General features: G+C 40.6%; 22 protein-coding genes. 17 read left to right on the top strand and 5 right to left on the bottom strand.

Translation table 11 applies throughout. From position 1 onward, the window contains the following. Positions 1-90 precede the first annotated feature (90 nt). Entirely contained in the window at positions 91-228 is a 138-nt protein-coding gene (locus tag DWZ03_RS19935) for a hypothetical protein (protein WP_162612924.1), read from the top strand. Positions 229-241: 13 nt separating this feature from the next. Here DWZ03_RS19935 and DWZ03_RS05125 read toward each other — a convergent pair whose 3' ends face one another. The 3 genes from DWZ03_RS05125 to DWZ03_RS05120 are packed head-to-tail and all read right to left on the bottom strand — an operon-like array spanning position 242 to position 1,290. After that, entirely contained in the window at positions 242-655 is a 414-nt protein-coding gene (locus DWZ03_RS05125) for an N-acetylmuramoyl-L-alanine amidase (RefSeq protein WP_044468502.1), read from the bottom strand. A 2-nt stretch (positions 656-657) separates the two neighbouring features. Then, complete coding sequence (locus DWZ03_RS19930) at positions 658-765, bottom strand: smalltalk protein (RefSeq protein WP_005829485.1); 108 nt, start codon at positions 763-765, stop codon at positions 658-660. 39 nt (positions 766-804) lie between these two features. Next, a complete protein-coding gene (locus tag DWZ03_RS05120) occupies positions 805-1,290 on the bottom strand; it encodes a DNA-binding protein (RefSeq protein WP_009038578.1) in 486 nt (161 codons plus the stop codon). Between the two features lie 208 nt (positions 1,291-1,498). Between DWZ03_RS05120 and DWZ03_RS05115 the strand changes: the two genes are divergently transcribed. Continuing rightward, the gene (locus DWZ03_RS05115; RefSeq protein ID WP_005829478.1) at positions 1,499-1,717 is read left to right on the top strand and encodes a DUF4248 domain-containing protein; all 219 of its coding nucleotides are present in this window, start codon (positions 1,499-1,501) and stop codon (positions 1,715-1,717) included. Positions 1,718-1,841: 124 nt separating this feature from the next. Here the strand turns inward: DWZ03_RS05115 and DWZ03_RS05110 are convergent, their stop codons facing one another. After that, a complete protein-coding gene (locus DWZ03_RS05110; RefSeq protein WP_044468501.1) occupies positions 1,842-3,617 on the bottom strand; it encodes a DUF3987 domain-containing protein in 1,776 nt (591 codons plus the stop codon). Between the two features lie 54 nt (positions 3,618-3,671). After that, positions 3,672-4,301: a BT4734/BF3469 family protein gene (locus DWZ03_RS05105; RefSeq protein ID WP_171029017.1), complete on the bottom strand. Its 630-nt coding sequence runs from the start codon at positions 4,299-4,301 to the stop codon at positions 3,672-3,674. Positions 4,302-4,453: 152 nt separating this feature from the next. Between DWZ03_RS05105 and DWZ03_RS20445 the strand changes: the two genes are divergently transcribed. The 15 genes from DWZ03_RS20445 to DWZ03_RS05035 all read left to right on the top strand — a co-directional run bounded on the left by DWZ03_RS20445 (position 4,454) and on the right by DWZ03_RS05035 (position 18,965). Then, complete coding sequence (locus tag DWZ03_RS20445) at positions 4,454-4,603, top strand: helix-turn-helix domain-containing protein (protein WP_138298612.1); 150 nt, start codon at positions 4,454-4,456, stop codon at positions 4,601-4,603. Between the two features lie 153 nt (positions 4,604-4,756). Next, positions 4,757-5,638: a decaprenyl-phosphate phosphoribosyltransferase gene (locus DWZ03_RS05100; RefSeq protein WP_207805202.1), complete on the top strand. Its 882-nt coding sequence runs from the start codon at positions 4,757-4,759 to the stop codon at positions 5,636-5,638. Position 5,639: 1 nt separating this feature from the next. Next, a complete protein-coding gene (locus tag DWZ03_RS05095) occupies positions 5,640-6,239 on the top strand; it encodes an HAD-IB family hydrolase (protein ID WP_035448372.1) in 600 nt (199 codons plus the stop codon). Between the two features lie 23 nt (positions 6,240-6,262). After that, the gene (locus tag DWZ03_RS05090) at positions 6,263-6,592 is read left to right on the top strand and encodes a DMT family transporter (RefSeq protein WP_230628266.1); all 330 of its coding nucleotides are present in this window, start codon (positions 6,263-6,265) and stop codon (positions 6,590-6,592) included. Between the two features lie 4 nt (positions 6,593-6,596). Further along, positions 6,597-7,562: an NAD-dependent epimerase/dehydratase family protein gene (locus tag DWZ03_RS05085; protein ID WP_120129080.1), complete on the top strand. Its 966-nt coding sequence runs from the start codon at positions 6,597-6,599 to the stop codon at positions 7,560-7,562. Positions 7,563-7,572: 10 nt separating this feature from the next. Then, on the top strand, positions 7,573-9,270 hold the full coding sequence (locus DWZ03_RS05080) for a DUF6044 family protein (protein WP_120129078.1): 1,698 nt from the start codon (positions 7,573-7,575) through the stop codon (positions 9,268-9,270). Positions 9,271-9,344: 74 nt separating this feature from the next. Further along, positions 9,345-10,607: a lipopolysaccharide biosynthesis protein gene (locus DWZ03_RS05075; RefSeq protein ID WP_120129076.1), complete on the top strand. Its 1,263-nt coding sequence runs from the start codon at positions 9,345-9,347 to the stop codon at positions 10,605-10,607. Positions 10,608-10,656: 49 nt separating this feature from the next. Next, positions 10,657-11,676, top strand: coding sequence for a glycosyltransferase family 52 (locus DWZ03_RS05070; protein WP_227232477.1), 1,020 nt, complete (start codon positions 10,657-10,659; stop codon positions 11,674-11,676). Next, positions 11,639-12,880: a hypothetical protein gene (locus DWZ03_RS05065; protein ID WP_133303147.1), complete on the top strand. Its 1,242-nt coding sequence runs from the start codon at positions 11,639-11,641 to the stop codon at positions 12,878-12,880. Before DWZ03_RS05070 ends, DWZ03_RS05065 begins: the two co-directional genes overlap by 38 nt. Before the next feature lie 20 nt (positions 12,881-12,900). Beyond that, positions 12,901-13,665: a glycosyltransferase family 25 protein gene (locus DWZ03_RS05060; protein WP_035448381.1), complete on the top strand. Its 765-nt coding sequence runs from the start codon at positions 12,901-12,903 to the stop codon at positions 13,663-13,665. Positions 13,666-13,686: 21 nt separating this feature from the next. Next, complete coding sequence (locus DWZ03_RS05055) at positions 13,687-14,838, top strand: glycosyltransferase family 4 protein (RefSeq protein WP_035448382.1); 1,152 nt, start codon at positions 13,687-13,689, stop codon at positions 14,836-14,838. Positions 14,839-14,858: 20 nt separating this feature from the next. Beyond that, entirely contained in the window at positions 14,859-15,830 is a 972-nt protein-coding gene (locus tag DWZ03_RS05050; protein ID WP_035448383.1) for a glycosyltransferase family 2 protein, read from the top strand. Between the two features lie 287 nt (positions 15,831-16,117). Next, positions 16,118-16,963 (top strand): glycosyltransferase family 2 protein, encoded by an 846-nt coding sequence (locus DWZ03_RS05045; protein ID WP_035448384.1) that lies wholly within the window; start codon positions 16,118-16,120, stop codon positions 16,961-16,963. Between the two features lie 57 nt (positions 16,964-17,020). After that, positions 17,021-17,917 carry an NAD-dependent epimerase/dehydratase family protein gene (locus DWZ03_RS05040; protein WP_035448386.1) on the top strand — a complete coding sequence of 299 codons (897 nt, stop codon included), beginning with the start codon at positions 17,021-17,023 and terminating at the stop codon, positions 17,915-17,917. 97 nt (positions 17,918-18,014) lie between these two features. Next, on the top strand, positions 18,015-18,965 hold the full coding sequence (locus DWZ03_RS05035) for an MraY family glycosyltransferase (protein ID WP_120129074.1): 951 nt from the start codon (positions 18,015-18,017) through the stop codon (positions 18,963-18,965). Positions 18,966-19,025: the final 60 nt, after the last annotated feature.

The following is a 19,025-nucleotide window of genomic DNA, read 5'->3' as shown; positions in this document are numbered from 1 at the left end:
CTCTTTTTTTAGTATCTTTCATCCCCCTTCGTTAGCAAAATACGAACAGATTTTGTTCCTTTGCAAGTAAACAATGCCCCTACGGAACGAATGACAAATATCACCCCGTTGCTTTATCAAAGCGGGTATGTGACGATAAAGAATTATTCTCCGCTTACACATCTTTATACGCTGGATATCCCCAATAAAGAAGTGCGCATGGGGTTGATGAATTTGGATATAGAATAAAAAAGGGAGCCTTTTACAGCCCCCTATACTCCCTTTCCGCATCGAAGCACGGACAAGCTTTCACCGGATTCAAGTCGTGATGCCCAATAATCAGTGCCCGTGGAAAGATGCGTTTCAACTCGCGTAGCAGTGCCAGCAACGAAGCCTTCTGCTCCAAAGTGCGGGTATCAGCAGGACAGCCTTCGGCATCCAACCCTCCTTCGTAACAGATGCCGATGGAGTGGCGGTTGTGATTGAGGCAATGCGCACCTATTTTTTCCAACGGGCGGCCGCGGTGTATTTCGCCGTTGCGGGTCAGATAGAAATGATAGCCGATGTCACGGAAGCCGCGGTGGTGGATGTGGTCGCGGCGGCAATCCTCAAAGCCCAGGGCCACGCCTTGAGGCGTGGCTGAGCAATGAACAATGAGCAGGGTAATCGTACGCATGGCTATTTGCAAGCGCCCAGACCTAAAGCTCCCGCTATGGCGGTAGCTACGGTGATGATTACTTTGAGGACAATGCCCCACACGGATTTTGACTTTTTGTCTTCACTCATGATGATTGGTAATTGATAATTAGTAATTTGTAATTATTCTCATCCTAACGGATTCTCGCCTTGATCACCGTCACTTCCTCCGGAACCGCCGTCGGAACCACTGCCATCGGGAGCTTTTCCGCCTACGGTGTACAGGGAAGATTCCTTCAGCTGTCCATCCAGGTTGATTTGGGCATTACTCAGTTCGCCGGTGGCACGGGCGCGGAGCTTCAGCCCCTTCACGTTGTTGGCCAGCGAGAAGTCGGCAGCGGATTGCGCCCCTTTCTTGCTGACGATTCCTACGGAGAAGATGGCAAGGTCATCCAGTTTCACGTTCTTGCCGTCCAGAATCAATTCTTTGGTGCAGGAAACCATGTCTGCCAGTACCCCCTTGATGACACCACTCGAATAGGGGGTGTTGTGATTGGACATGTGCTTGGCCAGCTTTTCGATGTCGAAGGTTTCTTCGATTACGGGGCGTGCATACCAGAGGCCTTTCAGCGGGCTATCTTCGCCCGTCACTTGATACTTTTTGTAACGAATCATACAATTAAAATTTAGAAGTTAAAGGATAAAAACATTTGCTGTGTTGAACTCAACGATGCAAAGATAAGGCTGTGGATACGGGCGTTTGCCGGTTTTTGCAGGTTCTCGTCTGTTTGGGTCTGTTTTAGTCGGTTATTTACGCTTGTAAGTTTGATAATGTCATGATTTATAGTTACTTTTGATGAAATATAAATCGTAACTGTCAACTATGGATTCTTTTGTCATACGTACATACGGGCGTACTGAATTGGCCCAAATCTATTGTCCCAATCTTTGTCCGGAGGCTGCCTTCCGCAAACTGAAACACTGGATAGACCTTTGTCCCGATTTGCGTGACGGACTTTCCGCCTTGGGCGGTTCTTCCCGTTCCCGCTCTTATACGCCTGCCCAGGTGCGGCTGATAGTGGCTGCACTGGGAGAGCCTTAAACTTGAGGTTGGGCGGCGTAAAGGTCAGGTTGGGAAGCGTAAACCTGAGGTTGGTACACTTGGTACAGAGGTTCATCCATCCTTTCGCCTCACACACATACGCGTGCGTGAAGCGAAGTGAATGTCAGACTTTGGGTTTCCGGTAGTTTCCCTTGCCATCCACATTTTCCACCAGCCCGTGTTTCTGCATACGTTTGAGCCAGGTGGAGGCGGTTTCCGATTTGATGCCCATCTCTCCGGCTTTCTGCAGGAAAGAGGCCCGTGTGAATTCTTCTTCCATGCTGTCTACCAGCGCATCCCGGTCGGCATTGCCGCGGCTTGCCACTTCGGTGTTGGGCAGGAAGGAGAGGATATGGGTGGTATGCCGGTACAGGCTTTCGGCCAGTGAGAGTACGGCATGGAAGTCATCGGAAGCAATGAGGAGATCCCATCGGCTGACAATGTGGTCTTTCAGATTGTCTGTGGCTGTGTGAGGGTCGGGCGACACGTAAGGCGAGGCGGTGATTTCCCCTTGTTCCATTGCGCGGAGCATGGCCACCACTTCCATGATGCGGCAGATGTTGATGGCTAGACGTGCCACGCTGCTTGACATCTCGTTTCCGTTGGTCAGTCCGGAGCGTACGAAAAGCCGGGAGAAGAGCCGGTTGAATTCATCTTTCTGTCCGTCTGTAAGGTGAAGGGTGAATATTCCGTTCATGACAATGTTTTTCAGTTTGTCCTTCCATTCCATGCCCAGAGCCTTGAAGGTATCTTCAAGATCGCTGTCATTGCGATCGAACTGGTTTTGCCAATGATGTATGGCAGGCATGTAGTAGAATACTTGGCGGGAAAAGAGCCCGTTCTCAGCAGTGGGAATCAGGGGTTTCACTTGTGAGGGGGTGCCTGACAGAAGTACGGAAAGATAAGTTTTCTTTACCTCTCGGTATTCGTGGTCAGTGCGGCGGTTGTAGGACAGTCGGTCGTGGTCGAAGGCTTTGCGCATGGTGTCGCTCCAGTGTCCGTATTCCGAACCGATGGCGGTGGAGATGGTGTCGGCTTCGCTTTCGCATATCAGTCCGGTACCGTCGGAGTCCATCAGGTTTTGCAGGATGCCGGTTCCGGTGTTGTTGCCCGAGATGAGGAACATCTTGTTGAGAGGCATTACGGGAGTCTCCGTTTTTCCGCGTTCCTTGCCCAGTGTGTCGTATTTTGCTTTTTCGCGGCGGTAACATGCCATACTTTCGTCTACCTGCTCACGTATTTCATCGTGAATGGGTTCGGCAAGCAGGCGTACCAAGGAGAGCACTCCTTTGCCGGATGCAGGTAGGGCTACTACAAAGGTTTGCAGGCAGGGGGACATCATTTTTCCTCCGTAGGAACATCGGACGTGTTTTCCCATACTGGCACCCAATACGGTGATGGCACCCAGTAGCAGTACATCGTATTGGGCGAGGGAGGTTCCGCAGCTCATGATGCGATTCAGGGGATAAGGCCAGTGGAGGTGTTCGTCGAAAGTGGGTAATGGAGACAGTGGTTCAATGCCCGATGCGGACTCTTCCTCGCGTGCGCGTGTGTGTGAGGTAGAAGAGAGGGGTGAACTTTGTGTACCAAGTGTACCAATGGCGGGTGCGGCTTCATGCTGAATCTTCACGCCGCAAAGCTCGGCCAGATGAAAGGCGGTTCCCAGATGCACGTCGTTACGGCCGGTCTTCAGGGCATTGCTGAAGAGCTTGTCGGCTGCCCGTCGGTCGTACTTGGACGACAGGCTGCACAGACTTAAAAAATCATGCCGTCCTGCTTCTCCGCAGTCGGTGGCAATGGCAAATGCCAGTTGTATATATTCTTGATAGGTTGGAGCAATGTCTGCTCCTGCATTTCTGACTGCTTCGGCCAGAAGGTGCAATGAAGATAGTGGTTCCATCGGATTTGGTAATTTATAATTAGTAATTTGTAGTCGGTGATTTGCAATGACTCATCATTCGAAGTTCACAACTTTTCTGAGCAGTGCTTTCGGGTCATGGCAGAGGAAACAGGCGCGTACGAGGTCTTTCCCCGAAGTGTCCACTCCTTTTCCGGGTTGTGTGTTTTCGGCGTCATACATGCAGTGGACGTAGTTCATGGCCCATTGTATTCCTTCTGCAGGATTCTGTCCGTGAAGACAGGGAACAAACGCTTTTACGCCCCGTCCGGTGGGGCTGATGAACACCAGCGCAGGGCATAGATAGGGGTCATCAAACAGTTGTTGCCGTAAGTTTTCCGTTTCTTCTGCGGATTCAAGGTGGTCGATATCGACTACAACCAGGCCGGAGGATTCCGTGAGGCAGTCGCTCCGTCGTCGGGTGAATACGCCGCAGGGGGTGACGTAGGGCAGTGTTTGCTGCTTTAGGTATCGGCAGGCGGTTTCGTCGCCTCGCAGTGCGGCGTTTCTTACAGCAAGTGTCAGTGTGGCAAGGTGTTCATTGGAGGTGATTAGTTTGTACACTTCCTCGAGATTCATAGTCCGCAGTGGAGTCAGCGTGGCGCTTTTTACGTTTTTTCCGGTTGCCGCATCTTTTACGGGTGAGATGGGCGGCATGAATAGCGACATTTTAAGAGTGTTTTTCATCGTATGTTTTTTTAAATTATTGTGCAAAGTTAGGTAACTTATTTCACCCAATCTTTTCCGTATACGGAAAAGATTTTAAGCTGGCTAAAGTATAAATAACAATCTATAACATTATAGAAACTATTATACAATTCACATAACCGAAAATTGACATGAATGAAAACTGTATGCACTCTTCATTGGGTGCTTTTATCGAAACTTTACGTAAAATGAGAAAGATTACTATCGCGGAACTTGCTTTGGAAGCTCATATCAGTACAAAAACGTATATCCATATAAAAAAGGGCTCGATGCAAGACTAAGCGCCTACTTATCGCTGATTTTCTACTATTTCAGGGATTTGGAGGATGAGGAAATCAGGCGGGTGATTAATGGGTGGCTGGATGAATGGTTTAAGGTGAGAAAGAAGGAATAAGAGAAGGTGCCTTGCTCTCAGTCACTTTTATATAAATTATATGATAAAGTCAATTATTCAACTTCTTCGCCCACATCAATGGCTGAAGAATCTATTCATTTTTTTGCCGCTCTTTTTCGACCGTCAATTGACGGATCTGGATAAACTATTGGTAGTGGTGGGAGCATTTGTAGCGTACAGTCTTGCCGCCAGTGCGATTTACTGTTTCAATGACATTTGGGACGTAGAGGCTGATAGGCAACATCCCAAGAAGTGTAAACGCCCTATTGCTTCAGGAAAAATATCAAAAGGGATGGGATATGGTATTAGTGCGATACTTGTCACAATGTCACTGCTTTTACTTGTTACTTATACAGGAAGGGAAAAATGGTATTTATTTGGCATAATATGTTTCTATCTACTTCTTAATATTGCCTACTGTGTGAAGTTGAAACAGATTACGATTATTGATGTATTTATCATTGCATTCGGATTTGTACTTCGCATTTTTGTGGGTGGTGTAGCTGTGGGTATTCACCTCTCTCATTGGATTATTTTGATGACGTTCTTATTGGCTCTCTTCTTGGCTTTTGCCCAACGTCGGGATGACGTGGTCATCTACCAAGAAACTGGAGTGTCGGCTCGAAAAAACGTCAACCGCTATAACCTTGAGTTTATGAATCAAACCATTGGTATTATTGCTAGCATTACGATGGTTTGTTACATCATGTACACGGTGAGTGAGGAGGTTGTGGAGCGCATGCATACGCAATACCTTTATGCCACTTCCGTCTTTGTATTGGCAGGCATCGTCCGCTATTTGCAAATCACTATTGTCGATGTAAAGAGTGGAAGTCCCACTAAGGTGCTGATGAAAGACCGCTTTGTACAACTCTGTATCATAGGTTGGATATTGACGTTTATTCTCATACTCTATTGCTAAGATGAAACAGATTGTTGCATTCGACTTCGATGGTACCATTACCAATCGAGATACACTGCTTGAGTTCATCAAGTTCGCAAAAGGCAAGACAGCTTTTTATCTTGGCTTTTTGCTTCATCTGCCTTGGTTGTTGGCTATGAAGTGTCACCTCTATCCCAATTGGAAGACCAAGCAGATGATTTTCTCCTATTTTTTTAAAGGAGTGAATTTGGATGAGTTCGATGCAGTCTGTTATAGATTCTTTATGGAGAGAGGTGAAAATTTGCTCTATCAGGATGCGGTTAAACAGATAAAACAGCACCTATATAGAGGCGATGAAATAGTCGTTATCAGTGCCAGCATTGATAATTGGGTAAAGCCATTTGCTGAGAGCTTAGGCATTAATCAAGTTTTGGGGACTCAGCTGGAGTTATCAGGAACCGGACACCTTACGGGTCGTTTCGCTACTGCCAATTGCTATGGCGAAGAGAAGGTGAAACGCTTGCTGCAGCTCTATCCTGACAGAACTCAATACCGACTGGTAGTTTATGGAGACAGTCGAGGAGATAAGGAACTCCTTGCTTTTTCGGATGAATCATATTACAAACAATTCAATAGATGAATATTCTTTTAATTCTTATTAGTGTGCTGCTAAATTGCGCTGCTCAGCTTTGTATCCGCAAGGGTATGCTGATTGTAGGTGAAGTCGGTATGAGTGGCATGGTGCAAAATTTTGGTGCCATGATATCCAACCTCTGGTTGTGGGGAGCCATGGTTTGTTATGCTGTGAGCATTTTGATGTGGATGGCTGTATTGAGCAAAGTAGAAGTAAGTTTTGCCTATCCGTTCCTAAGTATCGGTTATGTGGTGGCAGCTTTGGTGGGTTACTATTTCTTTGATGAATCACTGACGTTCACACGCATTGCTGGCATAATGGTGATTTGTGTTGGTGTTTATTTAATCTCTAGAAGTTGACAAGATGAAATATTTTATATTTGGAGGTAATGGCTTTGTGGGCCGTTACTTGGCGAATGCCTTGCTGGAGAGAAATGAAAAGGTGGTTGTATGTGACTTACACCCAACCCTTGATGAACGAGTTACAAAGGGTTGCGAGTATCGACAGACTGATATTCGTGATAAGCAACAATTGTCTACTATACCCATTTCTGTGGATGACATAATTATCAATCTTGCTGCTAATCAATACCATACCAAGGTGCCCCGTGATAGAAGAAACTACTTCTTTAGCGTAAATACTGTTGGCACAGAGAATATCCTTGAAGCGATTTACAACAAGGGATGTCGAAATTACCTGATGTTCACGACAGATATGACCTACGGAAAACCTCAATACTTGCCTGTTGACATTGAACATCCGCAAAATCCTTTCGGCCCATACGGTCAGAGCAAGAAAGCATGTGAAGAAATCTGCTTTGAATATCGGAAGAAGGGTATGAATATCACCATCTTCCGTCCCCGTATGATTAACGGCCCCGGCCGTTTGGGTATATTGGTGAAACTCTTCAAACTGATTGATATGAACTTGCCTGTTCCCACCATTGGTAACGGAAAGAATCACTATCAGATGATTTCTGTATTCGATTGTGTGAGTGCAATTCTCTGCGCCATTGATAAGGGTTTGCCTAATAAGGAGTACAATCTCGGTTCCAAAAACTCACCCGATATACGTACACTTTTAAAAGGTGTAATTGCATCAGCCCATTCACACTCAGTTGTGATTCCTACCCCGGGGAAATTAGTTAAGTTTATACTCAATATTTTTGATAGCATCGGCCTGACCATCATGTACAAAGAACAATTCATGATAGCAGATGAAGAGTATATTCTTGATATTAAGCAGACAGAAGACGATTTGGATTGGCATCCTCAATATAATGACGAGGATATGCTGAAGGAGGCCTATCAAATGTATAAAAAGCAATAAAATTTGGACCATGGAACTAAAGAATAAGAATGTGTTGTTTTTTACAAAGCTGATTGTGTTTGGTGCTTTATTTATGATGATACTTCCCTTTATTTTGTTTGGGGAGAACAATTACATCACTGTTCATGATAACTTAGACCAATTTCCACCCTTTTGGTCAATTGCTAAAAAGGTTGGACTTTTCTCTTTTGATGTATCTACCGGAGTCATGGATAACACACCGGCTGTCTATTTCGGCTGGGGAGGTTTTACCATCCAGAACTTTGCCTATTACCTCTTACCGGCTTATGTCGCCTACGTATTGATTTATTTAATTTCATTGCTCGTTGGCTTCTTTTCGATGTACAAGTTGCAGTGTATATTATTTGGAAAGGAACATCGTGAAATCCTATTATTCACTTCTCTGCTTTTTGCCATTTTACCGGTAATCCCTGCTTGGTCTATCTCAGTGGCATCCATACCGTTGGCTTGTATCGTGTTTTATAATATTTATAAGGGAGGAAGTAAATGGTGGTTGTTGGCGGCACTTTTCCTCCCCTTCTTGATGGAGTTTCATTGCAGTGCTTTGTTTGCCTGTGGCTTTTGGTTAGCGGGTATGGTTATCGCTTCAATAAAAAGCAAGCGTTTTCACTCCACACTATTTGTGGCATTCTTACTGTTATGCATTGGTGTGGTGATATTCAACTTTAAACTGTTCTACATGCAGTTTGCCGTTGGTGAAGACCTGAATCGGAATCACTTTATTATAGAACCAATCAACATTGCTATTGGTTTGTACCATTATTTTGTGGAGGGTTTTTATCATGCTTCTACCATTCAGAAATACGTGGTATTTCCAGTTTGTTTTATTACGTGCTGTTATGTGGCTTGGCAGTGGATAAGAAACAAAACCGTTACAAAAGAGCAATCTGTCTTTTTTATTTGTGGAACCATGGCGTTTATTTGTTCATTCGTAGCAGCAGCAGATGAAGCCTTTTGGTTCGATGACCTTAAAAATTTAATCTCCGCCCTAGATGGTTTTTCCTTTGCACGCTTATTTGTCTTCAACCGTCTCTTTTGGTACGTAGCTTTCAGCGCCAGCCTTATGATGTGCTTGCGTAATCGGTATCTCAAACGGATTGTACCTTTTATTCTGATTGTCCAGTTAGGTTATATAATGCTGTCGCGTACTACTTATAACGACTCCATTTATTCATTAGCAGCGAACACGATTCCTTCACTAAAGAAAGATCATCTCACTTGGAAGGAGTTTTATGACGAAGCTCTTTTTACGAAGATAAAGAAGGATATTAATTATAAAGGTGAACCGGTAGCTGCTGTAGGCTATCATGAAATGATATTGATGTACAATGGTTTTAATTGTATCGGTGGATATCTTTCCTGCTATCCCTATAAAGATATGTTGAAATACCGTCGTTTGATTGAGCCACAACTCAACGTGAACGAAGAAATCCGCCATTACTATGATATTTGGGGTGGTCGCCGCTACCTTTATTGTGAAGGTGTGGACTATCAGCCCACTCGGAAAAAGTGTGAACAATCGGTTGAGTTACTTATTAATGCCGATGTATTTCGCAATGAATTTGGCGGCAAGTATATACTTAGTCGTGCGAAACTTTCCAATGCGGCAGATTTGGGGTTTGACTTTGTAGGGAAGTGGGATAGTGTCGAAGGGGTTTATACAATGTATGTTTATGAAATGAAGTAATTTTGTGGATAGAAAATCAAGATGGGATATGGAAAATGAAATGATAGCAAGTAAACTGTCGAATTTTTGATTTAATGGCAATAATATCCCAACTTCGTAATAATAAGATCCTTCTTAAGGGTGGGCTGTTTTCTCTCTTCTCTTTCTTTAATCAGGGTGTGGGCTTCCTGCTTCTGATCATTTTGGCTAAATACATCGTTCCTGCAGAGTACGGAACGTTGAGTTTGTTCAATACAATCGTCACTTTTCTGGGATTTCTGGTGTCTCTCTCAACGAATGGATATGTGTCGGTGTCGTTTTTCAGGAAGAGCCGGGACGAGTTTCGGCAAAGTTTAAGCATTGTCTTCTTGATTACTTTTGCCGTAGCTTCTTTCTTTGCATTGGTGCTATTAGTGGGTAACTCGGCTTTGGCGCGAATGACGGAGCTGCGACTTGCTTTTTTGTGGTCTGCGCTCGCCATTGCCTTAATGAACTGCTATTTCCAGATAGTTCTTGATTATTTCCGCATCCGTGAGAAACTCATTTTTTATGGTTTGCTGAGTTGTAGCTTTGCTATAGTAAACTTTGCTATATCGTTGCTGCTGGTAGTGGCAATGAAACTTGGATGGGAAGGACGTATTTATGCACAGGTAACTTGCGCAGTGCTTTATGGGCTGATTGCTATTTACGTTTGCTGTAGATATCGTCTGTTTCTGTTTAAGGGTATTTCGTGGTTCAAGATAAGACCTATCTTGATGTGGGGTGTTCCACTTATTCCTCATCTGGCCACTTCTTGGATTAAGCAGGGAGGTGATAGGTATATTATCAATTACTATTATACGTTTGCAGAGGTAGGAATCTTTAGTTTTGCTCTCAACTTGAGCAATATCATTGACATGATTGGCTCTGCCTTTAATCAAACCAATTCGGTATCTATCTATCAGGTTTTGTCGTCTAATCTGGATGACAAATGGGAGAGATTGCAACGGCAGATTAAAGCCATATTCATTGTTTATACGATAGGAGTTGTTGCGGTACTGGCCGTTTGCTCTATCTTAATTCCCTTGGTATTGCCACGATATGCAGCTTCGCTTCCTTACTTCTACTTATTGGCTTTGTCAGGTTACTTTCAGTGTATTTATTTTCTTTACACCAACTATTTGTTCTATTATGACAAAACCAAAGATTTGATGATGATTACATTTTTTTCTTCGTTACTTCACTTGATGCTGTCGATGTGGCTGACGCAATATAGTCTCTATTATACCTGCCTGATTTATGTGTTCTTAAAGTTCATCATGGTGGCACTTGTGGTGTATCGGGCTAATTTACTTCTGAATAAATATGTGAAGACGTAGATGGTTATGGAAAAAAAAGGATGTATTGACCCCAAAAAAGGACTGCAGTATGAGTGTAGTCTCTCTTGTAAAAGATTTGAGTATGAAAAAGTTTAATGGAATTACTGCGGTATGTTTTGTGGATTCTGTTTATTCAATGCTGTTGTATCTGCTTGTTTATGGTAAAAAGCAATTTGAATCAACTTATTTTTTTGTTTCAGAAGCAATCTCAGTTGAAGTACAGAGTAAGCTGAAATATAAGCAATTTCTCTCTTTACATAAAATGGAAGCGATGCCTCGTCTTGTCAGGTGTATTTATCGTTTTCTTCTTTACCGTACTTGTTATTGGCATTGGCCTTTTTTAAAGACATTACCCATTTATGGACACGATCACTTGTGGTTTTCATCCGCATTGCTGCATAAACGAACCATGGTGGTAATTGAAGATGGTTTAGGTAATTACGATGAGAAATGGTTGATAAAGCCCCAGCTACGAAAGCATAAAAAACTTTTGCAATTCATTTATGGTCCCAATATTGTGAAGGGTGATTATGGACTAACCGATCAAGCAAAAGAAGTGGTACTGACAGAATTGGCCTCCATACCGGAGTGCTTGAAATCTAAAGCAAAAATTGTAAATGTTCAGGATTTGTGGAAAAAGAGTGATGCCAAGGACTACATTACATCTTTGTTTGGAATTACTGATGATGACTTGTTGATGTTGGCTGAAAAAAAAGTGATTATATTAACTCAACCTTACAATATACAGATTGGAGATGATAATCTTATCGAAATATATCGTAAGATTATTGATAAATACAATTCTGAAGAAGTGGTGATTAAGACGCACCCGCGTGATAATTTGGATTACGAAAAGGCATTTCCGGGAGTGAAAGTATATTCTAAGAAAGTACCCGCCGAACTTTTTGCTCTTTTGGGCATTCACTTCGATGATGTCTACACCATTAATAGTACCAGCATATATTCGTTTCCCCCCCAATCAAATCTACACTATTTAGGTGTTAAATGTCACCCGAAATTGATAGAACTTTATGGACAAGACACTATTGAAGGCCTTGCTCAGAACTGATTGGTTCGTTTGGATCATTTTCTTCTGCTGCCCTATACTTGCCATGCCTATGGTGATAAATGGATGTTATAGACGAAAACGAAATGCTTACGTGCTGTTTGCGTTGTTTATGGGACTGTGTTCAATGTTGTTGTTCCTACCTACTGCTGACGCGTATAGGCATGCTGAATTATTCTATGAAATGGAAACATGGAATTGGGATGAATTATTGCTTTATCTTTCCTTTAATATAAAAGTTGATTTCATACTTTTCCTTTATGAATTTGGAATTATTCAGTTAGGGTTGACATACGGTTTTGTTCGTTTTGGATGGGTGGTCATTGCCTACCTTATATATTTCTACATATATGATTGCATGCTTGATTCTCCACAAATAAAATGCCTCAATCGTTGGTTGGTTTTATGGATGGTTATTTTGGTGGTTCCTATTGGAGGTATTTCTTCTGGCTTGCGCTATGGATTTGCAGCTACATTAATTTCTCTTGTGTTGTGTAGAAGATACTTATTAAATAAAACGGGGCTTATTGATTATATAATAATAGTAGTTGCTATATTTGTTCACTTTGCAACTATATTCGTTGTACCTTTGCTCGTAGCAAATAAATTAAAAATTTTCCCACATACAAAAAAAAACTTTTGGATATTTTTTGTAGTGCTGTTTTTGATTTCTTCATCACTTCCATTAATCTTACAACTCTTTCCATTAGGTGAAATTAATAATTATCTGCTGATGTATACTGAAGGTAAATATAGCGATACTAGCTATCTTTCAGGTAATGTTTTCTTCTGGTTGCCTATATGGATTGGTCAGGTCGCATCTTTGTCATTATTTGTTTTCTTCATATTATATGTCCCTATTAGTCATCAATCGTCTATAATGTATAATTTGTTTTTGTTATGGGCGTTTACGTCTAATTATTCGGCAATCAATGGACGTGTACAGTTTTTCTTTTATGGTGTTGGTGTTTTCTATTTATTATATAATGCTAAATTGAAAAATATTCAAATAGTGTTTGGTGTTTTCTTGTTTAGCATCATAACTGGTCAAGTGATAGGTTATAGAAAACATACTGTTACACGTTGGCCATACTTATTTGCACCTTACCCTGTTGCACTTCAAATGGATTATGATGTTAATTGGATTTATAATAATGTTGACCCTAATACTGCAGATCTCTATCTTTGGCAAAAGAGCGGTCATTAAATAATTTATATTAGGAGAATATGAAAGCTTTAATAGTTAATTTGCAGGATTGCGAAGAACGCCGAGATGCAATAAAAAAACAAATGGAAGCCTTGCGTTCTATAGACTATGAATTTATTGATGCTGTAGATGGACGTAAAATGAACACGCAAGAGTTGAATCAACTTTTTAATTTAAAACGATTTAAATCACTTTATTTTAGAGAAGCTCGTCCTGGTGAAGTGGGATGTACCATGAGTCATCAACGATGCTTCCAGGCCATTATCGATCAGAATTTGCCATATGCTTTACTCTTAGAAGATGATGCTGTATTGGGTGATGTGAATCGTATTATTCACTCAATACATACAGTGCAAAATTGGCTTGACAAACAAGAACTACCCACAGTCATATTATTTTCATCATGGTTTTGGCATTGTGAAGATGTAATTAATATTGATGATATTAGGATAGTAAAAGTGTTTGATGCATTTTTTACTTATGCTTATGTAATAAATCGTAAAGCTGTGCTGCTAATGAAGGAAGAACGACCGTTTGTTACTGCTGATGATTGGTTTTACTGGCGCAAAAAAGGTATTCAGATATTAGGAGTAACTCCGTTTGTTATAAACCATCCTACGGATGAAAGTGTGGAGAGTACAATATCTGGTGCTTCTTCAAAAAGGACCACCGTTAATCAGATGCTTTACCGCATTACGCACTTTAAACGATTATTTATACGTAAATGGTTAGAAAGAAAAGGAAACTATGAGAAGTTTAAACCGATAGCTCACGATTTGTTGTAAATCAATTGAAGGTATTAAAGAATGAAGATAGTTTACACAATAACAGGAATGTATAATTCCGGAGGTATGGAGCGTGTATTGGCTAACAAGGCTAATTATCTTTCTCATGCGAAAGGGGTAGATGGTAAATCAAACAAAGTTATTATCATAACAACCGACCAAAAAAATCGCAAGCCTTTTTTTTATCTTTTTGAAGATGTACGTTGTATTGACTTAGGAATTAATTATGAAGATGATGCACAGTTACCCCTCCCTTTCAGGTTGTTTGCTACAAAAAAAAAGAAAGCTATACACCGAATGCGTCTAAGGGACGTATTGTTGAAAGAAAAGGCGGACATCGTAATTTCAATGTTCGACTATGACTTTGACATTCTGTGCGATGTAGAGGACGGTAGTTCTAAAATTTTAGAGTATCATTTTTCTCGAGAGGCAAAAATGATAGAAGCGCGTTCATGGTTGAAACGAACGATACAATCCATGAGACTAAAAAGCTGGTTGAAAATAATTCGAAAGTATGATAAATTTGTTGTTTTGACCGAACGTGACAAGCGTTCGTGGGGAGATTTACCTAATATTATGGTGATTCCAAACTATCTTCCTACATTCCCGGATAAGCTTGCTCCTCTAAATAATAAAATAGTGTTGAGTGTGGGTCGATTATCATACCAAAAAAATTTTCATCTTTTAATTCGAGCATGGAGTAAAGTACATATAAAATGTCCTGATTGGCGACTTGTAATACGTGGGAATGGTGATGATAAAGATAGCATTATACAATTAATTGACAAATTGTCATTATCCGAATCAGTAAGCTTACTTCCTTCAACTTCACAGATTGCTTCTGAGTATTTAAACGCTTCTTTTTTAGCTATGAGTTCAAGATATGAAGGCTTTCCTATGGTGATGCTTGAAGCAATGGCTCATGGACTTCCCATAGTAACAGTTGATTATCCTTGTGGCGCATCTGATGTTATAACTAATGGCTTAAACGGAATTGTTGTTGGCTCCTCTGATTCACTTGGCTTGGCAAATGCCATAATAACTCTTATTAATGATAATGCAAATCTAAGAAAAATGAGTGTTTCTGCGCGTCATAAAGCAGAAGAATATACTGAATCTCGTGTGATGGGAATATGGCAGAACCTATTTCGGGAAATTAGTTCAAAATCTTAAATTTATTTTTGCCTTTTTGTATGAATATATTTCTATCAATAATAATTCCATGTTTCAATTGTGGTAAGTTGATGAGTCGTTGCATAGAGTCTTTGCAACGTCAAACGTGTCAAGATTTTGAGGTGATTTTTGTAGATGATTACTCTACAGATGATACTTGTCTTTTTCTCCAAAATTTCATCGACTCAAATTCGATTTTGGCATCTCTAATCAATGCTCCTTATAATGGGGGACCTGGTAAAGCCAGAGAGCTTGGGGTAAAAGAAGCTAAAGGAAAATATGTTGCTTTTTTAGATTCTGACGATTGGTATCGTGACGATTTTGTGGAAGCAATAAAAAAGCGTATGGAATCAGATATGCTTGACTTGCTATTTTTTGATTATAACCGTTGCTATGAAAGTGGGAAGACTTTTCATATTTCTTCTATTCCATTTTATAGTGACGGATTTGTAAAATCTGATTTTATGGCTTTAACGGGCGATAGCGTGTGTGGTATATGTATAAAAGCCAACATCATAAAGAAAATAAAAATGCCTTGTTTTTACAATAGCGAAGATGCTGCGGTAGTTCCATTATTGGTATATGAATCAAAAAGTATTGCTTATTTGCCCGAAGCATTTTATAACTATTTTGCGCGTAGTAATTCTTTATCAACATCCGTTAATCCTAATATTTATAAGGGCTTTTTACAAGCAAGTAATTATATACGCCAGAATATACCCGATACTTTGATACGAGAAAAAGAGTTTAGATGTATTAATTTAGTGTTATATGGTGCTGTTTTCCGTGCTTTATTCTCGGGCGTTGACAAACGAATAGTACTTCGCTTTATTGATGATTTTGAGGTTCTGTATCCTAATTGGCGGCATAATAAATACTACTGTCATTTCCCTTTTAGGAAAAGAGTTTTCCTTGCTCTTGTTAGGAATCGATCCTTTCTGCTCATTAAATCTTTTATAAAAACACAAAAAATCGTTTTAAGTTTTCGGTAAAGACTCGTAATAGTTATGTTGAAACTACTGACAAAATATAAGATGTCAAGTAATTGTATTTAATTGGAAAAGAATAGTGTGTAGATTTCGATAAGAACATCGTGGTTTGTGGTGGTATTGGGTTTACACAGACTGTGTATACTATCACGCTTTACAAAAGTAAAAAGATGCTTTGTGGACTTTTATAATGATTGTCTAACTGAAAAGGATAAGAAATATCCGGAACTAAAGGATTTTATGAGTTCCTTATTTGTAATAAAAAAAACGCAATAATCTATAATAAGTGTATGAACAATCAATATCAAGTAACAGCTACTATAGTGCTCTATAAAAACAATATAGAAGAACTGAAGAGGGCTATTTGGAGTTTTTTAAACACAAATCTGAAGGTGCGGATTTATCTGGTGGATAATTCGCCTATAGATGAGTTGAAATCATTAGCGTCATTAGATGAACGAGTGGAGTACCTTTTTATGAATTGCAATAATGGATTTGGTGCGGGACATAATAAGATTATGCGTCAGCTTGATAAAATGGGAGAATTCCATTTGGTGCTCAATCCGGATATCTATTTTGAAGCAGGGGTGATTGAGGCTCTTTATGAGTACATGCAGGCTAATCCTGATGTGGGCAATGTGCTTCCTAAAGTGATTTATCCTAATGGTGATTTGCAATATTTGTGCAAGCTTCTGCCTACTCCTATGGACTGGATTGGTCGAATGTTTATTCCTTTTAAGAGTATCAAGAAGCGTATTAATGATAATTTTGAGATGCGCTTTAGCGGTTATGATAAGGAAATGAATGCTCCATATTTATCAGGATGCTTTATGTTTCTTCGCAAATCAGTTATTGAAGAAGTTGGAGTTTTTGACGAAGGGATTTTTATGTATGGAGAAGATACTGATTTAAATCGTCGTATTTTTCAGAAATATAGAACAATGTATTATCCAAGTGCCACAATTACTCATGCTTTTGAGAAAGGATCTCATAAAAAAATTCGTTTGTTTTGGATACATGTTAAGGCTGCCGTTTATTATTTAAATAAATGGGGGTGGTTTTTTGATAAAGAAAGGCGGGAGATAAATAAAAAAGCGAAATTAGCATATACGAATATGAAATTAACTAATCGATAGAACTATCGACAATAAAATAACTGAGTTTTTACTAGTGATTTTCCTAATATATTTTTCATGAAACTTTTATTTACTGGAGCTTCTGGTTTCTTGGGTAGCAATGTGCGTCCTCTTTTGGAGGGGATGTATGGCGTTAAGACTGTGGGGCTGTCGCCGAAGGATGATTATACTATAGATATAGCAAAGGAGATTCCGGTATTGCGTGAACGGTATGATATTGTTCTTCATGTTGCTGGAAAGGCACATTCTGTTCCTAAAACGGAAGCGGAAAGACAGGTGTTCTTTGATGTGAATCTGCAAGGTACAAAGAATCTTTGTACTGCATTGGAGCGGAGAAGAGTGCCACGGGCCTTCATTTTTATTTCCACTGTAGCAGTTTACGGTTGTGCTTATGGTGAGAATATTACGGAAGACCATCCTTTGGATGGAGATACACCATACGCCATGAGTAAACGTCTTGCGGAGGAATATCTACAAAAGTGGTGTTACGAACATAATGTCATTTTAGGTATAATCCGTCCTTCCTTGATTGCCGGTCCTAACCCTCCGGGAAATCTGGGGGCTATGATTCATGGTATCCGTAGTGGGAAATACCTCAGCATTGCTGGCGGTCAGGCACGAAAGAGTGTATTGATGGTACAGGATATTGCAAAGTTGGTCTCTCTGTTGGCAGAAAAGGGAGGCATCTACAATGTATGTGACAGTCATCACCCCACTTTCAGAGAACTTGAGACTACTATTTGCAGGCAATTGGACAAGAAATTACCTTTCTCAATACCTTATTGGGCAGCTAAATGTATGGCTTTGGTAGGAGATTGCTTAGGAAAGAAAGCGCCTATCAATTCTTTGAAACTGAAGAAAATCACAGAATCGCTTACTTTCAGTAACGAAAAGGCGATGCGTGAATTGGGATGGAAGCCGACCCGTGTATTGGAAAACTTCAAGATAGAATGAATGTATATTTAGATGTCATATTGATAGGGCTGGGTATTATATCTTTGGGATTTACATGTATTCAGCTTTGGTTTTACTGGATAATCAAAAACGGATGATGTATTATTTGATGGTTTTGGTTCTGCTATTTCTAGCAGAACTTTTTTATTTTAAGATAGCAGATAAGTGCAATATCATTGACATGCCTAATGAGCGGAGTTCTCATACGAAAGTCACTTTAAGGGGTGGGGGAATTATCTTCTACTTCGGTGCATTGGCTTATTTTCTGGCGAGTGGTTTTGACTACTTTTGGTTTATGCTGGCATTGACTTTGGTGACGTTCATCAGTTTTGCGGATGATATAAACCCCACCAAACAAATAACAAGACTGCTTTTTCATTTCTCGGCTATGGCGTTGATGTTTTATCAGTGGGGATTATTCTCCTTGTCGTGGTGGTGGATACTCATTGCATTAATCGTCTGTACGGGCATCATCAATGCCTACAACTTTATGGATGGCATTAACGGCATAACCGGTGGTTATTCTCTGGTTGTTCTTGCTGCGTTGGCCTATATCAATAAAGAGGTGGTGACTTTTGTGGAAGCGGATTTCATCTATACCGTTATCTGTTCCGTCCTTGTCTTCTGCTTCTTCAATTTCCGCAAGCGTGCCAAATGCTTTGCCGGTGATGTGGGTTCCGTGAGTATTGCTTTTATCCTTCTTTTCCTGATAGGCAGGCTTATCATTGAAACAGAAGATTTCAGCTGGATAGTCCTTTTGTCCGTTTACGGTGTAGACAGTGTTCTGACTATCATCCACCGTCTGATGCTTCATGAGAATATCGGCTTGCCGCATCGCAAACATCTGTATCAGATAATGGCGAATGAACTGAAAGTTCCTCATGTAATGGTTTCTTCTTTTTACATGGCAGTGCAGGCAATCATAATCGTAGGATATATAACGTGCTTGGGTTATGGTTATTGGTATTTGGCAGGTATAATTCTTTTGCTTTGTTTTCTTTATATCTGTTTTATGAAGAAATATTTCGGATTGCACCAGTCTACGTGAGTAATACTGAAATGATGATTAGTAGAATAATGAAAGGCGATGGAGACTAAAATCTCCATC

The organism is Bacteroides sp. AF29-11 (genome assembly GCF_003602895.1).
Taxonomy (GTDB): domain Bacteria; phylum Bacteroidota; class Bacteroidia; order Bacteroidales; family Bacteroidaceae; genus Bacteroides; species Bacteroides uniformis.
The sequence above is the reverse complement of the archived record's forward strand: the minus strand, read 5'-3'. Positions and strand labels throughout refer to the sequence as shown.